The organism is Arsenicicoccus bolidensis DSM 15745, from assembly GCF_000426385.1.
In the GTDB taxonomy this organism is placed as follows: Bacteria; Actinomycetota; Actinomycetes; order Actinomycetales; family Dermatophilaceae; genus Arsenicicoccus; species Arsenicicoccus bolidensis.
Map to the genome: position 1 here is coordinate 88,425 of NZ_AUFG01000010.1, position 22,733 is coordinate 111,157.

The 22,733-nt window shown below is 71.9% G+C and carries 22 protein-coding genes, 1 pseudogene and 1 riboswitch; of the genes and pseudogenes, 18 read left to right on the top strand and 5 right to left on the bottom strand.

The genetic code is table 11. The features are described from left to right. Positions 1-23 precede the first annotated feature (23 nt). Positions 24-872: an alpha/beta fold hydrolase gene (locus K313_RS22250; RefSeq protein ID WP_019286733.1), complete on the bottom strand. Its 849-nt coding sequence runs from the start codon at positions 870-872 to the stop codon at positions 24-26. A 49-nt stretch (positions 873-921) separates the two neighbouring features. Between K313_RS22250 and K313_RS0107825 the strand changes: the two genes are divergently transcribed. Then, positions 922-1,392 carry a DUF6328 family protein gene (locus K313_RS0107825; protein ID WP_029211150.1) on the top strand — a complete coding sequence of 157 codons (471 nt, stop codon included), beginning with the start codon at positions 922-924 and terminating at the stop codon, positions 1,390-1,392. Positions 1,393-1,495: 103 nt separating this feature from the next. Further along, positions 1,496-2,041 carry a YceI family protein gene (locus K313_RS0107830; RefSeq protein ID WP_029211151.1) on the top strand — a complete coding sequence of 182 codons (546 nt, stop codon included), beginning with the start codon at positions 1,496-1,498 and terminating at the stop codon, positions 2,039-2,041. Positions 2,042-2,127: 86 nt separating this feature from the next. Here the strand turns inward: K313_RS0107830 and K313_RS0107835 are convergent, their stop codons facing one another. Then, entirely contained in the window at positions 2,128-2,616 is a 489-nt protein-coding gene (locus tag K313_RS0107835; RefSeq protein WP_029211152.1) for a glutathione peroxidase, read from the bottom strand. A 99-nt stretch (positions 2,617-2,715) separates the two neighbouring features. Further along, entirely contained in the window at positions 2,716-3,564 is an 849-nt protein-coding gene (locus K313_RS0107840) for an aldo/keto reductase (RefSeq protein WP_029211153.1), read from the bottom strand. Positions 3,565-3,623: 59 nt separating this feature from the next. On the opposite strand from K313_RS0107840, the gene K313_RS0107845 reads away from it, so the two are divergent. From K313_RS0107845 to pflA, 6 genes and pseudogenes are all read left to right on the top strand, one after another. Next, positions 3,624-4,433, top strand: a complete 810-nt coding sequence (locus K313_RS0107845; protein WP_029211154.1) for a PIG-L deacetylase family protein — start codon at positions 3,624-3,626, stop codon at positions 4,431-4,433. Positions 4,434-4,476: 43 nt separating this feature from the next. Further along, positions 4,477-6,345 carry an ABC transporter transmembrane domain-containing protein gene (locus K313_RS0107850; protein ID WP_029211155.1) on the top strand — a complete coding sequence of 623 codons (1,869 nt, stop codon included), beginning with the start codon at positions 4,477-4,479 and terminating at the stop codon, positions 6,343-6,345. Next, complete coding sequence (locus K313_RS0107855) at positions 6,342-8,366, top strand: ABC transporter ATP-binding protein (protein WP_029211156.1); 2,025 nt, start codon at positions 6,342-6,344, stop codon at positions 8,364-8,366. Before K313_RS0107850 ends, K313_RS0107855 begins: the two co-directional genes overlap by 4 nt. Before the next feature lie 247 nt (positions 8,367-8,613). After that, complete coding sequence (locus K313_RS0107860; protein ID WP_029211157.1) at positions 8,614-10,728, top strand: pyruvate formate lyase family protein; 2,115 nt, start codon at positions 8,614-8,616, stop codon at positions 10,726-10,728. A 178-nt stretch (positions 10,729-10,906) separates the two neighbouring features. Then, positions 10,907-11,089: pseudogene (locus K313_RS0107865) on the top strand (glycine radical domain-containing protein); the annotation flags it as partial. Further along, positions 11,052-11,954, top strand: coding sequence for a pyruvate formate-lyase-activating protein (gene pflA / locus K313_RS0107870; RefSeq protein WP_029211158.1), 903 nt, complete (start codon positions 11,052-11,054; stop codon positions 11,952-11,954). The pseudogene K313_RS0107865 and the gene pflA, both read left to right, overlap by 38 nt. A 4-nt stretch (positions 11,955-11,958) precedes the next feature. Here the strand turns inward: pflA and K313_RS0107875 are convergent, their stop codons facing one another. After that, entirely contained in the window at positions 11,959-13,908 is a 1,950-nt protein-coding gene (locus tag K313_RS0107875) for an APC family permease (protein ID WP_240483956.1), read from the bottom strand. Positions 13,909-14,054: 146 nt separating this feature from the next. Between K313_RS0107875 and K313_RS0107880 the strand changes: the two genes are divergently transcribed. After that, entirely contained in the window at positions 14,055-14,426 is a 372-nt protein-coding gene (locus tag K313_RS0107880) for a hypothetical protein (RefSeq protein ID WP_029211160.1), read from the top strand. A 31-nt stretch (positions 14,427-14,457) separates the two neighbouring features. Here the strand turns inward: K313_RS0107880 and K313_RS23890 are convergent, their stop codons facing one another. After that, on the bottom strand, positions 14,458-14,997 hold the full coding sequence (locus K313_RS23890; protein WP_051274050.1) for an SRPBCC domain-containing protein: 540 nt from the start codon (positions 14,995-14,997) through the stop codon (positions 14,458-14,460). A 187-nt stretch (positions 14,998-15,184) separates the two neighbouring features. On the opposite strand from K313_RS23890, the gene K313_RS23895 reads away from it, so the two are divergent. The 9 genes from K313_RS23895 to K313_RS0107930 all read left to right on the top strand — a co-directional run bounded on the left by K313_RS23895 (position 15,185) and on the right by K313_RS0107930 (position 22,391). After that, positions 15,185-15,400, top strand: a complete 216-nt coding sequence (locus tag K313_RS23895; RefSeq protein ID WP_019286717.1) for a hypothetical protein — start codon at positions 15,185-15,187, stop codon at positions 15,398-15,400. Between the two features lie 91 nt (positions 15,401-15,491). Further along, positions 15,492-16,763 carry an FUSC family protein gene (locus tag K313_RS0107895; RefSeq protein ID WP_156911236.1) on the top strand — a complete coding sequence of 424 codons (1,272 nt, stop codon included), beginning with the start codon at positions 15,492-15,494 and terminating at the stop codon, positions 16,761-16,763. Positions 16,764-16,780: 17 nt separating this feature from the next. Beyond that, entirely contained in the window at positions 16,781-17,512 is a 732-nt protein-coding gene (locus tag K313_RS22255) for a class I SAM-dependent methyltransferase (protein WP_029211163.1), read from the top strand. A 55-nt stretch (positions 17,513-17,567) separates the two neighbouring features. After that, entirely contained in the window at positions 17,568-18,176 is a 609-nt protein-coding gene (locus tag K313_RS0107905; RefSeq protein ID WP_156911238.1) for a hypothetical protein, read from the top strand. A gap of 102 nt (positions 18,177-18,278) precedes the next feature. After that, positions 18,279-18,716 (top strand): DUF6918 family protein, encoded by a 438-nt coding sequence (locus K313_RS0107910; RefSeq protein ID WP_019286713.1) that lies wholly within the window; start codon positions 18,279-18,281, stop codon positions 18,714-18,716. Positions 18,717-18,777: 61 nt separating this feature from the next. Beyond that, complete coding sequence (locus K313_RS0107915) at positions 18,778-19,503, top strand: GAF and ANTAR domain-containing protein (RefSeq protein WP_029211165.1); 726 nt, start codon at positions 18,778-18,780, stop codon at positions 19,501-19,503. 77 nt (positions 19,504-19,580) lie between these two features. Next, positions 19,581-19,701: riboswitch (SAM riboswitch) on the top strand. Positions 19,702-19,782: 81 nt separating this feature from the next. Continuing rightward, positions 19,783-20,955 (top strand): cystathionine gamma-synthase, encoded by a 1,173-nt coding sequence (metB, locus tag K313_RS0107920; RefSeq protein WP_019286711.1) that lies wholly within the window; start codon positions 19,783-19,785, stop codon positions 20,953-20,955. 344 nt (positions 20,956-21,299) lie between these two features. Further along, on the top strand, positions 21,300-21,965 hold the full coding sequence (locus K313_RS0107925; RefSeq protein WP_029211166.1) for a DUF305 domain-containing protein: 666 nt from the start codon (positions 21,300-21,302) through the stop codon (positions 21,963-21,965). A 159-nt stretch (positions 21,966-22,124) separates the two neighbouring features. Then, positions 22,125-22,391: a DUF2277 domain-containing protein gene (locus K313_RS0107930; protein ID WP_019286709.1), complete on the top strand. Its 267-nt coding sequence runs from the start codon at positions 22,125-22,127 to the stop codon at positions 22,389-22,391. Positions 22,392-22,733: the final 342 nt, after the last annotated feature.

Sequence of the window (22,733 nt, forward strand, 5' to 3'; positions counted from 1 at the left end):
CTGATGCCTTTACCGGCGGCGGGTCAGACGTGCGAGGCCAGCCACGGGTCGACGACGGCGTGAAAGGCATCGCCCCGGGAGCGCCGCACGCAGTGGTCGGCCCCGTCGATCACCGCCACCTCGATGCGGGGGTTGCCGACCTCCTCGATCGCGGCCCGCACGGTCTGGTCGATGATCACCGACTCGGTGCCGGTCACGACGAGCGTGGGCACCTGCAGGGCCGCGGCGATCTGCTCCCACGGCTCGTCGAGGACGGCCCGACCCACGGCGAGGAAGTCGTCGTCGCCGTCGGCCTTGGCCTGGGCCCACGGGCGCAGCTCGGACTGCGGCCAGCTCGGGTTGCGGGTCCGGCCCTCCGCCACCAGCGCGTCCAGGTCCGAGCGGGCACGACGTGCCTCGGCGACGCGGTCCTGGGCGGCCTTGCGGGACCGCGGGGTCCCCACCTCCGGCCCGCCGGCGAACCACACCGGGTCCTCCAGGACGGCGGCCAGCACCGCGTCCGGCATCCGCGCGGCCAGCGCTGCGGCCAGGCCTCCACCCATCGAGTGACCGGCGACCAGCACCGGCGTCGCGTCCTCGTCGACGAGGCGGGCGACGAGGGCCCGGAGGGCGTCATACGCGCTCTGCATCGGGTCGGGAGAGGCGAGCTCCTCGGGGGTGAATCGTCGAGATCGCCCGTGCCCCAGGGCATCCGGGGCGATGACCTGGTATGCCGACCCCCACCGTCTCGCGGCGTCCTCCCACGCGGGGCCGCTGTCGGTGAGGCCGTGCAGGAGGACCAGGCGTGGTGATCCGGACGGGGCGTCGCCGTCCCAGGTGTGGACCGCCAGGCCCGATGCGTCCGTCGAGGTGATCCAGGGTGTGCCGGTCATGCCTCCACGGTATGTCTCTGGTGGCAGGTGACGACGAGCTGGAGGCCCGATGGATCCGATCGACCAGGAACGCGACGAGACGCACGCGGAGCGGATGGACCGCAACTGGAACGAGCTGCTCCAGGAGCTGCGCGTCACGCAGACGGGGATCCAGGTGCTGGCCGGCTTCCTGATCACCCTGCCGTTCCAGCAACGGTTCTCGACGCTGGGGGAGGCGCAGGAGAACCTCTATCTCGTCGTCCTGGCCGCCGCGCTCGTGTCGATCGTGCTGCTCATGACGCCGGTGATCATCCACCGCGTGCTCTTTCGCCGGGGCGTGAAGCAGCAGGTCGTCGAGGTGTCCGACCAGCTGGCGCGGGCGGGGTTCGTGACGCTGGCGATCACGCTGGTGCTGGCGGCGGCGCTGATCGTGTGGGTGGTGACGGGGTCGACCGGCGGGTGGATCGCCGGTGCCGGTCTGGGCGCCGTGGTGGTGGGGCTCTGGCTGGTCCTGCCGCTGGCGCTGCGGCGCCGCGTCTGAGCCGCCCCTCCCGGCGCGGACCTCCTTGACTTCGGGAATGATCGGCGTATGGTGGTAGTTGAAAGTTCAACAAATAGCCACCAGGACCTATCGAGGAGAACTCATGACCACGCTCCAGCAGCTCGACGGCACCTACGTCATCGACCCCGCCCACAGCCAGCTCGGCTTCGTCGCCCGCCACGCGATGGTGACCAAGGTGCGCGGCACCTTCTCCGAGTTCGAGGGCACCGCCACCACCGGCCCCGACCTGCAGGGCGCCCAGATCGAGCTGACCGCGCAGGTCGCCAGCGTCGACACCCGCAACGCCGACCGCGACGGTCACCTCAAGACCGGCGACTTCTTCGAGGTCGAGACGTTCCCCACCCTGACCTTCCGCTCCACCGCCGTCGAGGCTGCGGACGCCGACACCCTGCGCGTCACCGGCGACCTGACCATCAAGGACGTCACCAAGCCGGTCACCATCGACTTCGAGTTCAACGGCGCGGCCACCGACCCCTACGGCAACCAGCGCATCGGCTTCGAGGGCTCCACGACCATCGTCCGCAGCGAGTTCGGCATCACCTTCAACGCCGCGCTCGAGACTGGCGGCGTGCTCGTCTCCGACAAGATCCAGCTCGAGCTCGAGGTCTCCGCGATCAAGCAGGCCTGACCTCGCGAGCCGGCCGTATGACGAGAGGCGCCCACCCCGCACGGGGTCGGCGCCTCTCGCGCGTCTGAGCCCATCCGGCCCCTGGCTCAGTCGCCGGGGAGCACCTGGGCGATGTCGGCGCGCAGGTCATCGGGCGACGTCGTCGGGGCGTAGCGCTTGACGACGCGGCCCTGCGGGTCGACGAGGAACTTGGTGAAGTTCCATTTGATGGCGCCGCCGAGGACGCCGCCCTTCTCGCTGCGCAACCAGGCCCAGAGCGGGTGGGCCCCGGACCCGTTGACCTCGACCTTGTCGAACATCGGGAACGCGACGCCGTAGTTCCGCGTGCAGAACTCACCGATCTCCTCGGCGGTCCCGGGCTCCTGGTGCGCGAACTGGTCGCAGGGGAACCCGAGGATGGCCAGGCCCTGGTCCGCGTACTCCTCGTGGAGCTTCTGCAGGCCCTCAAGCTGAGGGGTGAGCCCGCACTTGCTGGCGGTGTTGACGACGAGGACCGCTTGACCCGCGTAGTCCGCGAGCGGTCGTTCCTCGCCGGTCAGGGTGGTCGCGGTGAAGTCGTGGAGGGTGGTCGGCATGCCGTGCTCCTTGGTCGTGGTTCGTCGATCATCGGGTGGGATCCGCCACCGTCATGGGTGGTCGATCCCACCCGTCGTTTGCGCAAGGGGCGCCCCTGGTCACATCTCCTCGTGGGTGTCCGGGTCCGCGCCGAACAGCCGCCCGTCGGGCCGGCCCAGCGCCGTGATCGCCCCCATCTCGTCCTCGCTCAGCTCGAAGCCGAACACGTCGAGGTTGCTGCGCTGCCGCTCCGGGGACGCCGACTTGGGCAGCGGGATCGAACCGAGCTGCACGTGCCAGCGCAGGACCACCTGGGCGGGCTCCACGCCGTGCGCCTCGGCCGCCGACAGGACCGCCTCCGAGCCGACCGGGCCGTCCTGCTTGGCGCGACCCAGGGGGCTCCACGACTCGGTGCGGATCCCCAGGCGCTCGTTGACGGCACGCATCTCGACCTGCGGGAACGCCGGGTGGAGCTCGATCTGGTTGACGGCCGGCGTGATCCCGGTGCGCTCGATGACCCGCTCGAGGTGGGCCTCGGTAAAGTTGCTGACCCCGATCGAGCGCACCAGCCCACGCTCCTGCACGTCGACCAGCGCCTGCCACGCCTCGACGTACCTGTCGACGGAGGGGTTGGGCCAGTGGATCAGCACGAGGTCGAGGTAGTCGGTGCCGAGCCGGCGCAGCGAGTCCTCGACCGACTGCACGGCCAGCTGGTGCTCGTGGAAGCGACCGGGGATCTTGGTGGTGAGCAGGACCTCGGACCGCGGGATCTCGGAGCGGACGAGCGCCTCGCCGACCTCGTGCTCGTTCTCGTAGTTGACGGCGCTGTCGATCAGCCGGTAGCCGGTCTGCAGCGCGCTGGTGATCGCCTCGACCCCCTCGACGCCCCGCAGCGGATAGGTGCCGAAGCCGATCTGCGGCAGCACCGTGCCGTCGTTGAGGGTGTGGGTCGGGATGTCGGTCGTCATACCTGCTCCTCCGTCGCTCGCGTGCACCTGGTCGTCGGCGGTCCTGCCACACTGACCGTATGGCGACCGTCGTTTTCCTGCATGCCCACCCCGACGACGAGGCATCCCAGACCTCCGGATCCATGGCCCGGGCCTCGGCCCAGGGGCACCGGGTGGTCGTCGTCTACGGCACCAACGGCGACCACGGCGAGGTGCCCCAGGACCTGGCCGAGGGGGACACCGTCGTCGCCTACCGCCGGCGTGAGGCGGAGGCGTCCGCGCAGGTCACGGGCACCGCGCGGGTGGCGTGGCTCGGCTACGCGGACTCCGGCATGAGCGGGTGGGAGCAGAACTCCGCGGCCGACGCGTTCGCCTCCGCGGACCTGGACGAGGCGGCGGGCCGCCTGGCCTCGATCCTCGACGAGGAGGACGCCGACGTGCTCGTCGCCTACGACTGGCACGGGGGCTACGGCCACCCGGACCACGTGCGGGTGCACCACGTCGCGCACCGCGCGGCCGAGCTGGCGCAGCGACGCCCCCGGCTGCTCGAGTCCACGATGAACCGCGACCACATGCGGCAGCAGTTCCAGGCGGCCAAGGACGCGGGCCTGCCGATGGACTGGGACCCGGACGCGCCGATGGACGACGGCAACCCCTTCGGGACCCCGGAGGCCGAGATCCACTGGCGCGTGGACGTGTCCGGCCTGATCGAGACCAAGCGGGCCGCGCTGGCCTGCCACCGCAGCCAGGCGACCGACATCGAGATGTTCCTCGCGATGCCGATCGACATCTACACCGCCGGCTTCGGGCAGGAGTGGTTCATCGAGCCGGGGCGCGAGCCCGGCCTGGTCGAGGGTTGGTGGCTCGACGAGGCCGCTCGCGAGGGCTAAAACGGGTGGGGGTGTGTCACACCCCGCACCTACAGTGACGAGGGTGCTGGCCTTCCCTCCCGACATACGCTCGTATGCCGATCCCGCCGCCGTCGTCCCGGACACCCGGACGCCGGCGTGGCTGCTGTGGTCGGTCATCCGGATGCAGGGTCGGTTGTTCGCGGTGGGCCTGCTGCTCGCGACGATCTGGATGGTCCCGCAGACGCTGGGGCCGTGGATGCTGGGACGGGCCATCGACGACGGCATCGTCGCCCGCGACACCGGCGCGACGACCACCTGGCTGGTCGGGCTGCTCGTGATCACCGTGGTGGGCGCGGTCAGCGGCATCGCCTACCACTCGGTGATCGTCGCGGAGTGGCTGGTCGCGCTCTACGGCACGACGCGCCTGGTCACCAACAAGGCGCTGCAGCTGGGCCACGTCCTGCTGCGGCGCACCCCGACCGGCGAGGTGCTGTCGGTCTCGTCCAGCGACGGCGACCAGTTCGGCGCCCTCGTCGAGGTCACGACGCGCGCGCTGTCCCAGCTGCTCGCCTACCTCGCCGTCGCCGCGATCGTGCTGTCCATGTCCGTGCGGCTCGGCCTGCTGGTCCTGCTCGTCGCGCCGATCCTCGTGCTGGTGGCGCTGCCCCTGCTGCGGCCGATGGAGCACTGGCAGGGCATCGAGCGCTCCCGCAACTCCGACCTGACCTCCCGCGCCACCGACATCGTCGCGGGCCTGCGCATCCTGCGCGGCATCGGCGGCGAGGCGACCTTCGGCGACGGCTACGCCCGCCAGTCCCAGCTCGTGCGCGGCGCCGGCGTGCGGGCCGGCGCGTGGCAGGCCGCGGTCGACGCGGCCGGCGTGCTGTTGTCGGGTGCCTTCCTGGTGGCGCTGATGTGGCTGGGCGTGCGACAGGTCGCCGTCGGCGAGCTCACGGTGGGGGAGCTCGTGACCTTCCTCGGCTACGGCCTGTTCCTCATGCAGCCCATGCGCACGTTCTTCGAGTTCGCCCAGAAGTGGACGCGCTCGGTCGTCTCCGCCCGCAAGGCCAAGGCGGTCCTCGAGCAGGAGCCGCCGTGGCAGCCCGCCGCGCAGGCTGGTTCCGTGCTGCCCGTCGGGCCCGCGCCGTTGGTGGACCACGGGAGCGGACTGGTCGTGCGTCCCGGTGTCCTGACGATGGTCGTGTCCGCGGTCCCCGACGACAGCGCCGCCGTGGCCGACCGGCTCGGCCGCTACCTCCCGGGTGACCCCTCCGCGGTCGTGAGCGCCGACCTGCCCGAGGACCTCAAGGGCCGCGCCGCCCGTGACGAGCGCCGCCGTCGCGAGCAGGCCCGTCAGGCGCTGGTGCTCGCCGACCGGGAGCGCGCCGCCGAGGCGTGGGGCGTCACCTACGGCGGGGTCGACCTCGGCGACGTCGAGCTCGCGACCGTCCGTGAGCGGATCCTCGTCAGCGACACCGCCTCCCAGGTCTTCGCCGGCACGCTGCAGGAGGCCGTCGACCCGCTCGGCCGGCTGTCCCGCGAGCAGGCCGAGGAGGCGCTGCACAGCGCCGCCGCCGAGGACGTCTACGATGCCCTGCCCGGCGGCTGGCAGGGCATCCTCGACGAGCGGGGGCGCGGCCTGTCCGGCGGGCAGCGGCAGCGTCTCGTCCTGGCCCGCGCGCTCGCCGCGGACCCCGAGGTGCTGGTCCTCGTCGAGCCGACCTCTGCCGTCGACGCCCACACCGAGGCCCGCATCGCCGGGCGCATCGCCCGGCACCGCGCCGGGCGCACCACCGTGGTGATGACGGCCTCCCCGCTCCTGCTCCACCACGCCGACGAGATCGCCCTGCTCGTCGACGGGCGGGTCGTCGCGCAGGGGCGTCACGACGAGCTGCTGGCGGGCGACACGGCATACCGCTCCGTCGTCGTGCGAGGGGAGGACGACCGATGACCGACCTGCTGGCCCCCGAGATCGCGCGTAGCTCGGCCGACACCTGGCGGGATGCACGACCGGCGACCGGGCTTGCTGCCGGTGCCGGTGCCACGGGCGATGCCGGCGCCGTCCCCGACCGCCTCGATGGACCGGACCGGGGTCTCGACCCTCGCCTGCTGCCCCCGGGCCAGGCGGGTCCGGTGGAGCGTGTGCGGGCCCTGCGCGAGCGTCACCGCCTGCGCGAGCAGCGGGCGCGGTCGTTCGTCGCCGAGGCCATGGGGCCACGCCGCGGCCTGCCGGTCGCGTCCGAGTCCGCGGTGCGCACCTTCCTCGGGTCCCTGCTGTGGCAGCGCCGCACCCTCGTCGTGGTCGTCGTCCTGGCCAACGCGCTGGCCGCCGTCGCCGGGCTCATGGTGCCGCGGCTGCTCGGCGGGCTCGTCGACGACACCGTCGGCCGGGTCCAGCGCGGGGCCACCACCGAGGCGCTGGACGCCGCCACCACCATCGCGATCCTCGTCGGGTCCGTGGTGGTGCTGCAGGCCCTGTTCACCTACGTCGCCAAGCTGTCCTCGGCCGTCATGGGCCAGGGCATCCTGGCCCAGGCCCGCGAGCACGTCATCCGCGCGATCCTGCGCCTGCCGCTGTCCCGCGTCGAGCAGGCCAGCACCGGCGACCTGGTCACCCGCGTGACCCGCGACGTCGGCACCATGAGCGAGAGCGTCCGCTGGGCCCTGCCCGAGGCGATCATCTCGGGCGTCACCGTGCTGCTCACCCTCGTCGCCATGGGGGCCAACTCGTTTTGGCTGGCCCTGCCGACCTACGTGCTGTCCGCGCTCGCCATGATCCAGATCCGCCGCTACCTGCGGCGGGCACCCTCGGGCTACCTCACCGAGTCGGGCACCTACTCCCAGATCAACACGACCCTCACCGAGACCGTCGAGGGCGCGCGCACCGTCGAGGCGCTGCGCCTGGCCGAGAGCCGGCGAGCCCGGGGTGTCCGCGACATCGAGGAGTCCGCGCAGGCCGAGCGCTACACCCTGACCCTGCGCAACCTGCTGTTCATCGTCATGGACGTCGCGTTCAGCCTCCCGCGGGCGCTGACGCTCGCGCTGGGGGCGGTCGGCTACGCCCAGGGGTGGGCGACGCTCGGTCAGATCACGGCGGCCATGCTCTACATCGAGGCCGTGTGGGGGCCCTTCGACCTGCTCGTGCACACGGTCGACCGCGTCCAGGTGGGGATGGCGTCCACCACGCGCCTGCTCGGCATCGCCACCGTCCCGCCCGACCGCGAGGCCGGTCCGGACCTGCCGCACGGGCGCACCCTCGAGGGCCGCGACCTGCGCTACGCCTACCGCGAGGGCCACGACGTCCTGCACGGCATCGACGTGACGCTGCTGACCGGTGAGCGTCTCGCCATCGTGGGGCCCAGCGGATCCGGCAAGTCGACGCTCGGGCGCATGCTGTCCGGCATCCACGCCCCGCGCACGGGGTCGGTCACCGTCGGCGGCGTCGAGCTGACCCGCCTGCCCCTGGACGTGCTGCGCACCGAGGTCGCCCTGGTGACCCAGGAGCACCACGTCTTCATGGGATCGGTCCGCGACAACGTCGTCCTCGCCCGCGAGGGATCCACCGACGAGCAGGTCGTCGAGGCGCTGCGGGCGGTCGACGCGTGGGAGTGGGTCGAGGCGCTCCCGGCGGGACTCGACGCGCAGCTCGGCTCGGGCGGCGCCCCGCTCACCCCGGGCCAGGCCCAGCAGATCGCGCTGGCCCGGCTTATCCTCGCCGACCCGCACACGCTGGTCCTCGACGAGGCGACCTCCCTGATCGACCCGCGCACCGCCCGCCACCTCGAGGGCTCGATGAACGCCCTGCTCACCGGCCGCACCGTCGTCGCGATCGCGCACCGCCTGCACACCGCCCACGACGCCGACCGGATCGCGGTCGTCATCGACGGGCGGGTCGCCGAGCTCGGCTCCCACGACGAGCTCATGGCCCAGGACGGCGAGTACGCCGCGCTCTGGCGCGCCTGGACCTCCTGACGGTCGTTACGGTGGCACCCCCTCGACCGGGCTCCCTCGACCGGGCTATCTCGACCGGGCCCGCGACGCTCACCGCCGGGTCACTCAGGCGACCGGACGGTCCGTCTCGGATGGTGGATGCCCGTCGAGAGGGGTGGGGGTCCCGCGTGTGGCCCGGTGTCCGGTCCGTAGATTGGTCGTACCACATAGCAGGCATCGATGCCCGCGCCCCGTCCGGGCGCGGGCATCGCCGTCGAGGAAGGCCCCCATGACCGTCACGTCCGCCCCGACCCGCACCGTCCCGGTGGCCGACGCCGCCGCAGCGCCGGAGTGGGAGGGGTTCGCCCCCGGCCCGTGGCAGCAGCAGATCGACGTCCGTGACTTCGTCCAGCGCAACTACACCCCCTACGAGGGTGACGCGTCCTTCCTGGCCGGCCCCACGGCCAAGACGCTCGCGACCTGGGACACCCTGGAGCGCGACTACCTCTCGGTGGAGCGGGCCCGTCGCGTCTACGACGTCGAGACGCACGTCCCGGCCGACGTCGACGCCTTCCCGGCGGGCTACATCTGCGAGCAGGACGACGTCGTGGTCGGCCTGCAGACCGACGTACCGCTCAAGCGCGCGATGATGCCGGCCGGCGGCTGGCGGATGGTCGAGACCGCGATCACCGAGGCCGGCAAGGAGCCCGACCCGCGGGTCAAGGAGATCTTCACGAAGCACCGCAAGACGCACAACGAGGCGGTCTTCGACATCTACACCCCCCGCATCCGCGCCGCGCGCTCGGCGCACATCATCACGGGGCTGCCGGACTCCTACGGCCGCGGTCGCATCATCGGTGACTACCGCCGGGTCGCGCTCTACGGCGTGGACGCGCTGATCGCGGCCAAGGAGCGGGACCGCGACGCGGTCGCGGACCAGCCGTTCAGCGAGCACTGGGCGCGCTACCGCGAGGAGCACGCCGAGCAGATCAAGGCCCTCACGAAGCTCCGGCGGATGGGTGAGAGCTATGGCTTCGACCTGTCGCGTCCGGCCCGCACCGCGCAGGAGGCGGTGCAGTGGACCTACTTCGGCTACCTCGCCTCGGTGAAGTCCCAGGACGGTGCGGCCATGAGCATCGGCCGGCTCTCGGGCTTCATCGACGTCTACGTCGAGCGTGACCTGGCCGCCGGCACCCTCACCGAGGAGGGCGCCCAGGAGATCATCGATGCGCTCGTCATCAAGCTGCGGATCGTGCGCTTCCTGCGGACCATCGACTACGACCAGATCTTCTCCGGCGACCCCTACTGGGCCACCTGGTCGGACGCCGGCCTCGGCGAGGACGGGCGCACGCTGGTCACCAAGACGTCCTTCCGGCTGCTGCAGACGCTGCGCAACCTCGGCCCGGCGCCGGAGCCCAACATCACGATCTTCTGGGACCCCTCGCTGCCCGAGGGCTACAAGGACTTCTGCGCGGCGATCTCGATCGAGACCTCGTCGCTGCAGTACGAGGCCGACGAGCAGATCCGCGGTCACTGGGGCGACGACGCCGCGATCGCGTGCTGCGTGTCCCCGATGCGGATCGGCAAGCAGATGCAGTTCTTCGGGGCGCGGGTCAACGCCGCCAAGGCCCTGCTCTATGCCATCAACGGGGGCCGCGACGAGATGTCCGGCAAGCAGGTCGTCGAGGGCCACGAGCCGGTCCGGGGCGACGGGCCGCTCGACTTCGACGACGTGTGGCAGCGCTACGAGGAGATGCTCGACTGGGTCGTCGGGACGTATGTCGAGGCCCTCAACATCATCCACTACTGCCACGACCGCTACGCCTACGAGGCGATGGAGATGGCGCTGCACGACTCCGAGATCGTGCGGACGATGGGCTGCGGCATCGCCGGGCTGTCCATCGTCGCCGACTCCCTGGCCGCCATCCGCTACGCCACCGTCACCCCGGTGCGTGACGAGACCGGCCTGGTCGTGGACTACGTCACCGAGGGCGACTTCCCCGTCTACGGCAACGACGACGACCGGGCCGACGAGATCGCGGCGGCCGTGGTCCACACGGTGATGGCCAAGATCAAGGAGATCCCGCTCTATCGCGACGCGATCCCCACCCAGTCGGTGCTGACGATCACGTCCAACGTCGTCTACGGCCGCAACACCGGCGCGTTCCCGTCGGGTCACGAGGCCGGCACGCCGTTCGCCCCGGGCGCCAACCCCGAGAACGGCATGGACAGCCACGGCATGCTCGCCTCGATGCTGTCCGTCGGCAAGCTCGACTACGAGGACGCCCTCGACGGCATCTCCCTCACCAACACGATCACGCCGGCCGGCCTCGGGCGCACCAAGGACGAGCAGGTCGGCAACCTGGTCGGGATCCTCGACGCCGGCTTCGTGCCCGGCTGCTGACCCTGCCGGAGCACCTGCACGGACCACGCGCACAGACCACCCGCCCAGAGCACCGTCACAGACCACGCCCACCACACCCACCGCACCCATCAGCAGGACGGAGACCCCCATGTCGACCAGGACCTATGCCGAGCGCGTCGCCGAGATGACCGCCGCGCGCGCCGAGCGTGGCACCACGCCCGGCCTCTTCCACGCCAACATCAACGTGCTCGACCGCGGCACCCTCGAGGACGCCATGGAGCACCCCGAGAAGTACCCGAACCTCACCGTCCGCGTCTCCGGCTACGCCGTGAACTTCGTCAAGCTCACCAAGGACCAGCAGCGTGACGTCCTCTCCCGCACCTTCCACCACGACGCCTGACGGGGTCGGCGCGGGCCCGGGCGGTCCGGCATACCTCCCGGTCGTCCCCCGGCTGAGGGCGACCGGCCGCGGCACCGCGGGCATCGCGTCGGCGGGGGAGATGTCGCACCACGAGCACCTCGAGGCGGTGCGCGCCGGTGAGCTCGGCTCGCTGCACTCGTGGGAGCTGGTGACGGGGGTCGACGGTCCCGGCACCCGCCTGACCGTCTTCCTCGCCGGCTGCCCCCTGCGCTGCCAGTTCTGCCACAACCCCGACACCTTCTACTCCGCCAAGGGCGAGCCGGTGCTGCTGGCCGACCTCGTCGCACGGCTGCGGCGCTATCGCGGGGTCTTCCGTGCCACGCACGGCGGCCTCACCATCTCCGGGGGCGAGCCGCTCCTGCAGCCGGCGTTCACCGGTCGGCTGCTCCGCGCGGCCAAGGAGCTGGGGATCCACACGTGCGTGGACACCTCGGGCTATCTCGGCGCCAACGCCACCGACGCGATGCTCGCCGACCTCGACCTGGTGCTCCTCGACATCAAGTCCGGGCTGCCGGACACCTATCGCGAGGTCACCGGCCGCGAGCTCGAGCCGACGCTGCGCTTCTCGCGCCGCCTGGCCGAGCACGGCGTCGAGACCTGGGTCCGCTTCGTCTGCGTGCCCGGCCTGACCGACGCGCCGGACAACGTCGCCGCCGTCGCCGACCACGTGGCCCGGCTGTCGACGGTCACCCGCGTCGAGGTCCTGCCGTTCCACCAGATGGGGCGGGACAAGTGGGAGACCCTCGGCGTGGACTACCCCCTCGCGGACACGCCCCCGGCGCCGCCGGAGCTGGTGGAGCGGGTGCGCGAGCAGTTCCGGGCGCGCGGGCTGCAGACCTACTGACCCGTCAGCCCCCGACGTGCACGCGGGGCCGCTTGGCCGGGTCCGGCTCGGCGATGCGCAGGATCTCGTGCGTCAGCGGCGGGATGTCGCCCTCGCCGCCGGACAGGAAGCGCAGGACGTTGTCCATCGGGTCTCGCTCGCTCCACTCGAAGTAGGCGTGCGGCGGCTCGGGCATGAGGTCGCGGACGTAGAGCAGGAAGGCCGCGAGCACGTTGGAGACCGAGGTGCCGGAGCAGCGCAGGATCTGGTGGGTGCCGGCGCGGCCCGCCGTGACCTGCACCGGTGAGGTGAAGTCGCTGGCGTCGTTGATGCGCACCTCGAGGAAGACGATCTGGTCCTTGGGCGAGATGTGGTTGCGCTCGCGGACGATGCGCTCCTTCTCGTCGTACTCGTCCAGGTCACCGGCCTGCATCTTGTTGGCGATGAAGCGGATCGGCTGGCGGCCGAGCGCGGCCCGGGCGAGGACGACGTCGGCGGCGTCGTCGATCTCGACGCCGGCCACGCGCAGCTCACGGCTGCGGGTCACCCGCGACCACAGGCTGATGATCATGATCAGCGCGACGAAGACCAGGGCGATCACCAGGCCGCCCGCGTGCGAGGCCATCGTCACGACGAAGGTGTAGACGAAGATCGCGCTGACCACGCCGAAGACGATCGAGGTCCGCCGGTGCCCGCGGCGCAGCTCGGTGAGGAACACCGCCACGGCCGCGGAGGTCATCAGCGCCAGCACGCCGGTGGCGTAGGCCGCAGCCTGGGCGTCGACCTTGGCCTCGAACAGCACGGTGACGATCGCGGCGATGAGGACGAAGACGCAGACCAGGGGCCGGGTCGAGCGCGCCCAGTCCGGGGCCATGCCGTAGCGCGGCAGGTAGCGGGGGACGATGTTGAGCAGCCCCGCGAGCGCCGAGGCCCCGGCGAACCACAGGATGCCGACCGTGGTCACGTCATACACCGTCCCGAAGGTGTCCCCGAGCCGCTCGTGCGCCAGGTAGGCCAGAGCCCGCCCGTTGGCCTCCCCGCCGGGCCTGAACGCGGCCGGCGGGATCAGCAGGGTGGTGACGAAGGACGACCCGAGCAGCGCGACGCTCATGATGCAGGCGGCCGTGGTCAGGAGCTTCTTGGCGTTGCGGATGCGGCCGCGCGGCTTGGCGCGGGTGTCGCCCGGGTCGCCCTGGATGAGGGGCATGACCACCACGCCGGTCTCGAAGCCGGACAGGCCGAGCGCCAGGGCGGGAAAGACCAGGAGTGCCGCCGCGATGATCCCGAACGGCGCCGAGTGGCTCGCCGTCATCGCGGCACCCCAGTCGCTGATCAGCGACGGGTTGGCGACGATGGCCATGAGGCCGTCGACCACGACGACGGCGCTGAGCGACAGGTAGACGATCACGAGCACGACGGCGACGCCGATGGCCTCGGAGAAGCCCTTGAGGAACACCGCCCCGAGCCCCAGCAGCAGCACCAGGGTGAGGAGGACCTCGTGGCCGTCGAGCGTGGCGTGCAGCAGGGGGTTCTCGACGAGGTGGGCGGTGGCGTCGGCCGCCGACAGGGTGATCGTGATGATGAACCCGGTCATGACGAAGCCGAGCAGCGTCAGCACCAGCAGCTTGCTCGGCCAGTAGGTCAGGAGCTTCTGCAGCATCGACAGCGAGCCGTCGCCGTGCGGGCTCTCCACGGCGACCCGGCGATACATCGGGAGGGCGCCGAAGAGGGTGATGACCACCAGCACGAGCGTGGCGATCGGCGCCAGGGCGCCGGCGGCCAGCGCCGCGATGCCCGGCTGGTAGCCGAGCGTGGAGAAGTAGTCGACACCGGTCAGGCACATGACCTTCCACCAGGGGTGGACGTCGTCCTGCCGGAGAGCCTCCTCCTCGCGCTCGTAGAAGCCGCCCGGGTCGGCCTCCTCGGCGTCGAGGAACCAGCGCATGAACGGGCTGCGCGCCCTCGTGATGGTCACGAGCGACCAGGGTAGGGGCTGGACCGGGAAGGTCACGCATCGTCACCTGGGTGCCACCCGAGAGGCGGAGTGCTTCACTAGGGTCACGACGAGCGCTTCCCCCGCTGCGCGCTCCCCTCGTCGCAACCCCCGCAGGAGACGACCCCATGACCGACTACGCCCAGGCGATGGCCGACTGCCTCGGCATCGAGGGTGCGCTGGGGGCGGCCCTGGTGGACCAGAGCAGCGGTATGACGCTCGCGACCGGCGGCGACCCGCCCGCGGTGGACCTGCACGTCGCGGCGGCCGGCAACAGCGCGGTGGTGCAGGCCAAGCTGCGTACGATGGAGGCGCTGGGCCTGGACGACGAGATCGAGGACATCCTGATCACCCTCGGCCGGCAGTACCACATCATCCGGCCCGTCTCGAGCCGCGAGGGGCAGGGACTGTTCCTCTACCTCGTCCTGGACCGGGCGCGCGCCAACCTGGCGCTGGCGCGCTTCCGGCTCACCAAGATCGAGCAGGACTTCCGGATCTGACCGAGGTCGGTGCTGGTCGGGGCGCCGCGGGTCAGTGCTGCTGCTGGGCGAACAGCACGTCGTAGCCGTCGCGCAGCTGCTCCCAGCCGTAGCGGCGGGCCGCCTCGGCACCCACGGGGCGGGTCACGTCGTGGCCGGCGGCCCGGGCCTCGAGGCCGGACAGGCACAGGTGCCACCCCGCGGCGAGGGAGCTGGCCTGGGTGGGGTCCTCGAGCACCTGGCGCAGGGTGAGCCGCGAGCCCTTGTCGTGCGGGGCGATGCTCCACCGCAGCTCGTCGCTGCCCCAGCGGTGCACCAGCTCACGCGTCGGCTCGGCGATCAGCACCTCGGCGTCGACGGGCTCGTCGTCGGCGTTCTCGCGGGAGGTGGCCGCACCGACGGTGTCGAGGGGGCGGTCGCCGACGACGGGGGACCAGGTGGCGGCGAGCCCGGGGTCGGTGATGAGGGCCCAGGTCTCCTCGGGGGTGCTGGGGAGCTCGTGCACCATGGTCAGCACGGCTTCGCCCTGCGTGGTCGCGAACGTCGCGTCGACGGTGCGGGACTCGACATAGCTGGTCAGCAGATCGTTCACCGGGGGCTCCTCGTGGCTCGTGCGGGTCTGGACCCATTGTGCCGTCCGGCGAGTCGAGTGGTGCACCGTGCCCGCGCGTGCGCGCCGTGGACCATCCGTGTGGGATGGACCACGAAGGTCCTGGGCACCACCCGGGGCCGGGCACACTGGTGCCAGCACCTCTACCGACCGGTAAGAAAGGCACGTCATGGGCAAGTACGACATCAGCACGACGACCATCGGGGACCTGCTCAAGGACCCCCAGGCCGTCGAGATCTTCGACAAGCACGCCCCCGGGCTGACGTCGCACCCGATGATCGGGATGGCCAAGGGCATGAAGGCCGAGAAGGCCATGAAGATGGCCTCCGGCAAGATCCCGCAGTCGCGGCTCGACGCGATCGTCAGCGAGATCTCCGCGCTCTAGCCGAGCCCGCTGCGGACGCCGACACCGACGCCGACGCCGTGGGCGGCTCCTCGTCCGTCATACGGCCGGGTTGTCGTGACAACCTGGCCGTATGACGTCGCCCGGTGTGCGCGCGCGGAGCCCGCGCCACGTGGCCGCCACGGCCTGGTCGCGGGTCTGGCCCGGCGGCCCCACCCGCTGGCGCGACGTGCCGCGCCGGCTGCGCCCGACCGTCATGCAGGTCGGTCGCCTCACGGTCGCCGGGGTGCTGGCCTACCTGCTCACGGTCGCCCTCACCGACGGCGCCATCGACCTGACCGGCGCCCTGACCGCCATCCTCGTCTGCCAGGCCTCGACGCTGTCGTCGGTGCGCATGGGGGCGGTCCGGGTGGGGGCGGTGCTGACGGGCGTGCTCGTCGCCGTCACCGTGTCGAGCATGGTGGGGCTGACCTGGTGGTCCCTCGCCATCGCGATCGGCTCGTCGCTGACCCTCGCCAAGGTCTTCCGCCTCGGCGACCAGGCCCTGGAGACACCGATCTCCGCGATGCTCATCCTCTCGGCGGGCGGGCAGGAGCTCGCCGTCGAGACGCGGGTGATCACGACCTTCATCGGCGCCTTCGTCGGGGTCGGCATCAACCTGTTCTTTCCCCCGACGATCCCCACGCGCGCTGCCACCTCGTCGGTGCGCTGGGTGGCGCTGGAGCTGGCCGAGGCGGTGGACCGCGTGGCGGACAGCCTCGCGACGACCCCGCTCGTGCGCCAGGACTGCGAGCAGTGGCTGGACGAGGTCCGTGGCCTGAGCACCCGGGTGGCCCGGGCGACCACGCTCGTCCAGCAGGTCAAGGACGCCCGCCGCCTCAACCCACGGGCCCTCGCGTCGGTGAGCGCCGAGCCACCGCTGCGCACCGGCCTGGACCGGCTCGAGCAGTGCCAGCTCGCGGTCCGGAGCCTGCTCCTGCTCATGGTCGAGAGCGCGCCGCCCGACGGCGAAGACGACGGCTACAGCGAGGAGGTGCGCGTCGCGTTCAGCGTCGTCCTGTCCGACGTGGCCGACTGCCTGCGGGCCTTCGGCGACCTGGTGGCCTCGGAGGCGGGCGCCGAGATCGGCGACGTCGAGGAGCAGCTCGAGCAGACCCTCGAGACGCTGGGCGAGACCCGCGCGGTGCTCACCGAGCTCATGCTGGTGGACCCGCACTCCGAGACGGGGCAGTGGATGCTGCGGGGGTCCACGCTCGCGGCCGTCCAGCAGGTCCTCAACCTCCTCGCCGTCGACGTGCGCCGCCGGGAGCGCGAGCACTGGGAGTCGACGGCCCGGGTGGCGGTCCCGATCGCGCCCCTGCTGCGCGACGCCCTGCCAGACTGGCGCAACCAGCGTCACCCGTGATCGTCAGTGGAGGTCGCATGCCCACGCCCTTCGATCGCCCGGAGTCCCCGCTGCCCGGCTGGTGCGCCGACCTGCTCGACCGGCCGGACGCGCTGCACCGGGTGAGCGGCCGGGTGTGGTCGACCACCCCCGGGCTCAGCGCTCGTTCGGCGCCCCGCGATCGCGGTGCCGAGGGGTATGACGCCCTCGCGGCCTCGCGCGGATATCTGCGCACCGCCTGGGGCCTGGACCCGGTGGACCAGCGGTCCTTCGCCCGCTCCGCCCTCGCGTCGCGGCGCGGACCGTTGGTGGACGTCGCCTGCGGGGGACTGGCCCTCACCGCCGACCTGTACGCCCGGTCCCGGCGCCCGCTCCTGCTCGTCGACCGCTCGTTGGCGGTGCTGCTGCGGGCCGAGGAACGGCTGGCCCGACGCGGCGAGGTGGTGCTGGTGCAGTCCGACCTCGACGCCCTGCCGCTGCGCGATCGCGCGGCCGACACCGTCGCGTGCCTCGGCGTCGTGCACCTCGTCCCCGACGCGGCGGCGCTGGTCACGCGGCTGGCGGGCTGGGTCCGGCCGGGCGGCACCCTCTACCTGTCCAGCCTCACGCGGGGGCGCCCGGGCAGCGACCTGCTGCTCGACGCGATGCACCGCGCCGGCGACCTCGCGCCGCCCCGGACGCCGGCCGAGGTGGTGCGGTCCGTGCCGCTGACCGACCCGCGCGTCGTGCAGCGCGGCGCGATGACCTACGCCGACGGAGTGGTCGCCTGACGGGACCAGGTGTCTCGGGAGGCGCAACGTCGAGGTGGTCGCTAGCGTCGGATCCATGTCCCCTCCCTCCGACGACGAGCGCCGCCGTCGGGAGCGCCGTGCACGAGAACGGTCGCGGCGTGGGCACCCGGTGGGTCGGGAGCTGCCCGGCGCGGTGGTGCCCCCGGTCGTGGCTCGCCTGGGCGAGGTCGTCCGCGCCGGCACCCACCTGGACGTGCTGCTCGAGGTCTCCGCGCTGCTCGACGAGGTCGAGCGCGACGGACCCGAGCTCGACTCGCGCTGGTTGGTGTCCGCCCTGGTCGAGCACGAGAACGTCGTCACCACCACCGCGCTCGCGATCCTGGCCCGCCTGCTCGGCGACGAGATCCTGCAGGCGCGGGTGCGACGAGAGCTGCGGCTGCGCGAGGACCCGGTGCCGGGCTGGCTCACCGACCTGGACCGGTTCGTCCACCTGAGCGGCCGGACCGACCGCACCATGATGATGGAGCTCAGCGAGCCGCTGGCCCTGCGCCCCATCGCCCACCTGCACGCGCGCCTCGACCCCACCGACGGGCGGGTGCTCGACGGCCGGGTGGTGCCGTCCGGGCCCCTGTCGTCCTGGCCCGACTGCGGCCCGCTGCTGCGGTGGGCCGTGCGGGTCGCGCCGACCGTCGCTCCGACCTAGGGTGGGCGTCGGCCGGGCGCTCGCGGCGACCTGTCGTGCGGGCGGCCCCCGGCATACGGCCTCTCCCGCCGTCGCCCACCCTCCCGACCGGAAGGCTCCACGATGCCCACCTCCCTGACCGAGACCCTGCTCGCACCCTCCCGTCGTGACACCGTCGTCGACACCCTCGTGGGCGTCATCGACGCCGAGGTGGCGGGCAAGCGCGGCGTCGGCGGCGCGATCATCAAGACGGCCTACGGCGCGGTCAAGAAGGTCAACGACGGCGTCGTCCGGCGTGCGGTCAACGGCATGCTGCCGGACGCCGCCGCGTCGCTGCAGCCGCTGTGGGACGCCCGCGGCGACCAGACCTTCGGCGCCTACCTGACCTCCCACGGGGACCAGGCCGCCGACGCCCTGCTGTCGGTCAGCGACACCCGCGCCGCCAACCCGCGGCACGCCGCGATCGCCACGATCTACAACGGCGTCCGCCCCAAGGCCAAGCAGCACGTCGTCGAGGCGCTGCCGCGGCTGGGGACGGCGATCGAGACCCTCGCGTCATGACAGCCGGTGACGCGTCGTTAGACTCCTGGTCAACGTCGCGTCATCACCGCTTGGAGGCTCCATGCCCGGCAGCAGCGTGGAGCCCACCGAGGTCTTCGCCCGGCTCAACACCCTGATCCACGGCCGCCCCGAGGCGCAGGCCGTCTACCAGACCGTCGTCGCCGCGGCCATCGAGCTCGTCGACGGCTGCGACCACGCCTCGATGATGCTGGTCGACCGGGCCGGGCGGTTCTACAGCGCCGCCGCGACCGACGACGTCGCCCTCGCCGTGGACGACCTGGAGCTGGCCGTCGACGACGGGCCGTGCGTCGACGCGATCGTGGAGGAGTCCTTCCAGCACGACCCCAACCTCGTGGACGGCTCGCAGTGGCCCGAGCTGGCCCGCCGCGTGGTCGCCGAGACCACCGTGCGCGGCCTCATCGGCTATCGCATCCTGCTCGACGGTGAGAAGGTCGGGGCGCTCAACCTGTTCTCCGACACCGCCGACGCGTTCACGACGACCTCGGTGGACCAGGCGGCCGTCCTGGCGTCGTTCGCCTCCGTCGCCGTCATGACGGTGCGGGCGCAGAACGACAGCGCCAACCTCGAGCGGGCCCTCGGCACCTCGCGCGAGATCGGCAAGGCGGTCGGTCTGCTCATGGCCGCCCACAAGGTCGACGACGACGAGGCCTTCGAGCTGCTGCGCAAGACCAGCCAGGACCTCAACATCAAGCTGGCCACGCTGGCCGAGGAGGTCGTGCAGGGGCAGCGCGTGCAGTACGTCGCCAACAAGCACCCCCAGCCGTAGCAGGCCACCGGTCGGCGACCGCCCGAGTGCTGGACACCGCCTGTCCACCTCGTGGCGGGCGGTTTAGGGTGCAGGCACATCCATCACGACCGGCTGAGGGACAGGCCCGACGACGCCGGGGCAACCGCCCGAGGGGGACACCCCGAGGGTCAGGTGCCAAGTCCTGCGGGGGCCTCGCGGCCCACCGGCAGATGGGTCGATACGCCGGCGCGTCCGGCATACCGCTCCCTCATGGTCGACCGCAGGACTGGGCCCGCTCAGACTGCGAAAGGCGACACCATGACCGAGCTCTCCCGCCTCACCCGCGCGATCCGCACCGGACTCGAGACCGACCCGGCCCACGGCGCGGTCGTCCCCCCGATCTACCTCTCGAGCAACTACACGTTCGAGGAGCTCGGGACCCCTCGCCGCTACGACTACACGCGCAGCGGCAACCCCACGCGTGACCTGCTCGGCGACGCGCTCGCCACGCTCGAGGGCGGTGCCGGGGGCGTCGTCACCACCACCGGCATGGGCGCGATCACCGTCGTCGTGTCCGCGCTGCTGTCGCCCGGCCAGACCATCGTCATCCCGCACGACTGCTACGGGGGGACCTGGCGGCTGTTCGACTCGCTGTCGCGCAAGGGTGCGTTCGAGGTCGTGACCGTGGACTACACCGACCCGGCGCAGGTCGAGGCCGCGCTGCGCGCCGACAAGGCCCCGACGGTCGTGTGGATCGAGACCCCGTCCAACCCGCTGCTGCGCATCACCGACGTCCGCGCCGTGGCGTCGGCCGCGCACGAGGTCGGCGCGACGGTGGTCGCGGACAACACCTTCCTGTCCCCGCTGCTGTGCCGCCCGATCGAGCTGGGCTGCGACGTCGTGCTGCACTCCACCACCAAGTACGTCAACGGCCACTCCGACGTCGTCGGCGGCGCCGTCATCGGGGCGACCGAGGAGCTGCACGAGCAGCTGGCCTGGTGGGCCAACGTCCTCGGCCTGACCGGCAGCCCCTTCGACAGCTATCTGACCCTGCGCGGCCTGCGCACGCTGCACACCCGCATGAAGGCCCACGAGGAGAACGCCCGCGCCGTCGCCGAGCTGATCGCCGAGCACCCCGCCGTGTCGCGCGCGCTCTATCCCGGCCTGGCGTCGCACCCCGGCCACGAGCTCGCGACCTCGCAGCAGGACGGGTATGGCGCGATCGTGTCGCTGGAGCTCGCCGGCGGAGAGGCGCAGGTGCGGGCCTTCCTCGACGGGCTGCAGTGCTTCTCGCTGGCCGAGTCGCTCGGCGGCGTCGAGTCGCTGGTCGTGCACCCCTCGACGATGACGCACGCGTCGATGACGCCGGAGGCGCGCGAGGTGGCCGGCATCGGCGACCAGCTGCTGCGCCTGTCGATCGGCATCGAGGCGACCGAGGACCTGGTGGCGGACGTGCGCGCCGGCCTGGACCGCGCCCTCGCCACCTCCTGACCTACCGCCGGTAGAGGCATCGACCGGCCTTCGTTCGCCAGGCTGATGACTCGGCCGCCGGTAGAGGCATCGACCGGCCTTCGTTCGCCAGGCTGATGGACCTACCTGAGGTAGGCATATCCGCCTGGGTTAGTCCGGCGGCCTGAGCGAGTCCATCAGCGCCTGACGGAGCCCGTATGCCGTGGCCCGGCGACCCGCGTGGTCGCCGGGCCGCGCCGTGCGCCGGCGCGGCGTGCGAGCGGGCGGGCGACATGCGGCCAGGGCGCCCGGCACAGGCGGGGACCGACGACCTAGGCTGGGAGACAAGCAGATCTGCCCCAGCACCTTGAACGTCAGGAGCCCCCATGCGTCGCCCCACCGCATCCGTCGCCGTCGTCGCTGCCCTCGGCTGCCTGCTCGCCGCCTGCGGGTCGAGCGAGGGCGGCGCGACGAGCACGACCGCCACCACCAGCACGGCAGCCGGCGACGCCCACGCCGGTCACGGCTCAAGCTCGTCAGCCTCGGGCAGCTCGAGCGCCCCCGCATCGACGGGCGCCACCTCCGGGGCGACGCCGATGCAGGGCCGGGCGGGCGACGTGATGTTTGCGCAGATGATGATCCCGCACCACGCCCAGGCGCTCGACCTGTCGGAGATGGCTCTCGCCGGTCACGGTGCGTCGGCCACGGTGCAGGACCTCGCCCGACGGATCCAGGCGGCCCAGCAGCCCGAGATCGACCAGATGACAGCCATGCTCAAGGGCTGGGGAGCCCCGGTCTCGGCGGGCGACCACGCGATGCCCATGGAGGGCATGGTCAGCGAGGGCGACCTCAAGGCGCTGTCGGGGATGCAGGGCCCGGCCTTCGACGCAGCCTGGGTCAAGGCCATGATCGGCCACCACGAGGGCGCGGTGAGCATGGCCGAGGACGTCCTGACGACCACGCAGGACCCCGCGGTCAAGAAGCTCGCGCAGGCCATCATCACGGGCCAGCGCAAGGAGATCGCCGAGATGCAGGCGATGCCGACCACCTGATCACGGTGACGGGGCTCGGCGACGCTCGTGCGTGTCGAATGCCAGCGATCACCCGTGTGGCCCCGTTGGTGGTCACGGTGCGTCGAGGCCGTCTCGACTGAACGGCTGCACCTGCGCCAACCTCTCCTGCCTGGTCGAGCGGCTGCCTATGGTTGCCGCATGTGCCGCAACATCCGCGTCCTGCACAACGTCGACCCGTCGACGACGCAGGAGGAGATCGAGGCCGCCGCCCTGCAGTACGTCCGCAAGGTGGCCGGCTCCCCCAAGCCGTCCAAGGCCAACGAGGACGCCTATGCCCGCGCGGTCGAGCAGATCACCGTCGCCACCTCGGCGCTGCTCGACGAGCTCGTGACCACGGCGCCGCCGCGCAGCCGCGAGGAGATGGCCGAGCGCGCCCGCGCCCGCAACGTCGCCCGCTTCGGCTGACCTACCTCAGGTAGTCACATTTAGGTTGGGTGGTGCCCGCGGGCGTCCTGTCTGTCACTGGGCCGCTTCGGTGAGCTCTTGCGGATGATTGGTCGCTCGCGGGCATGCCGGTGTCTGAGGGGTGTCTCTTGTTCGGGAGCGTGCGGCGACCGTTCTGTGGTCGACCCCTACTTCGAATGTGTAGGTGAGCCACGACGACACGGGCCTGGAATGACAGGACACGTGATCGGAGGACTCGTCGTGCAATACGTGCTGGGGATCGATCTGGCGTGCAGAGCCAGACATCAGGCCTCGCTGGCCGACATCGATGGCCGGATCGTCTGGCATGGGTGGAAATTCACG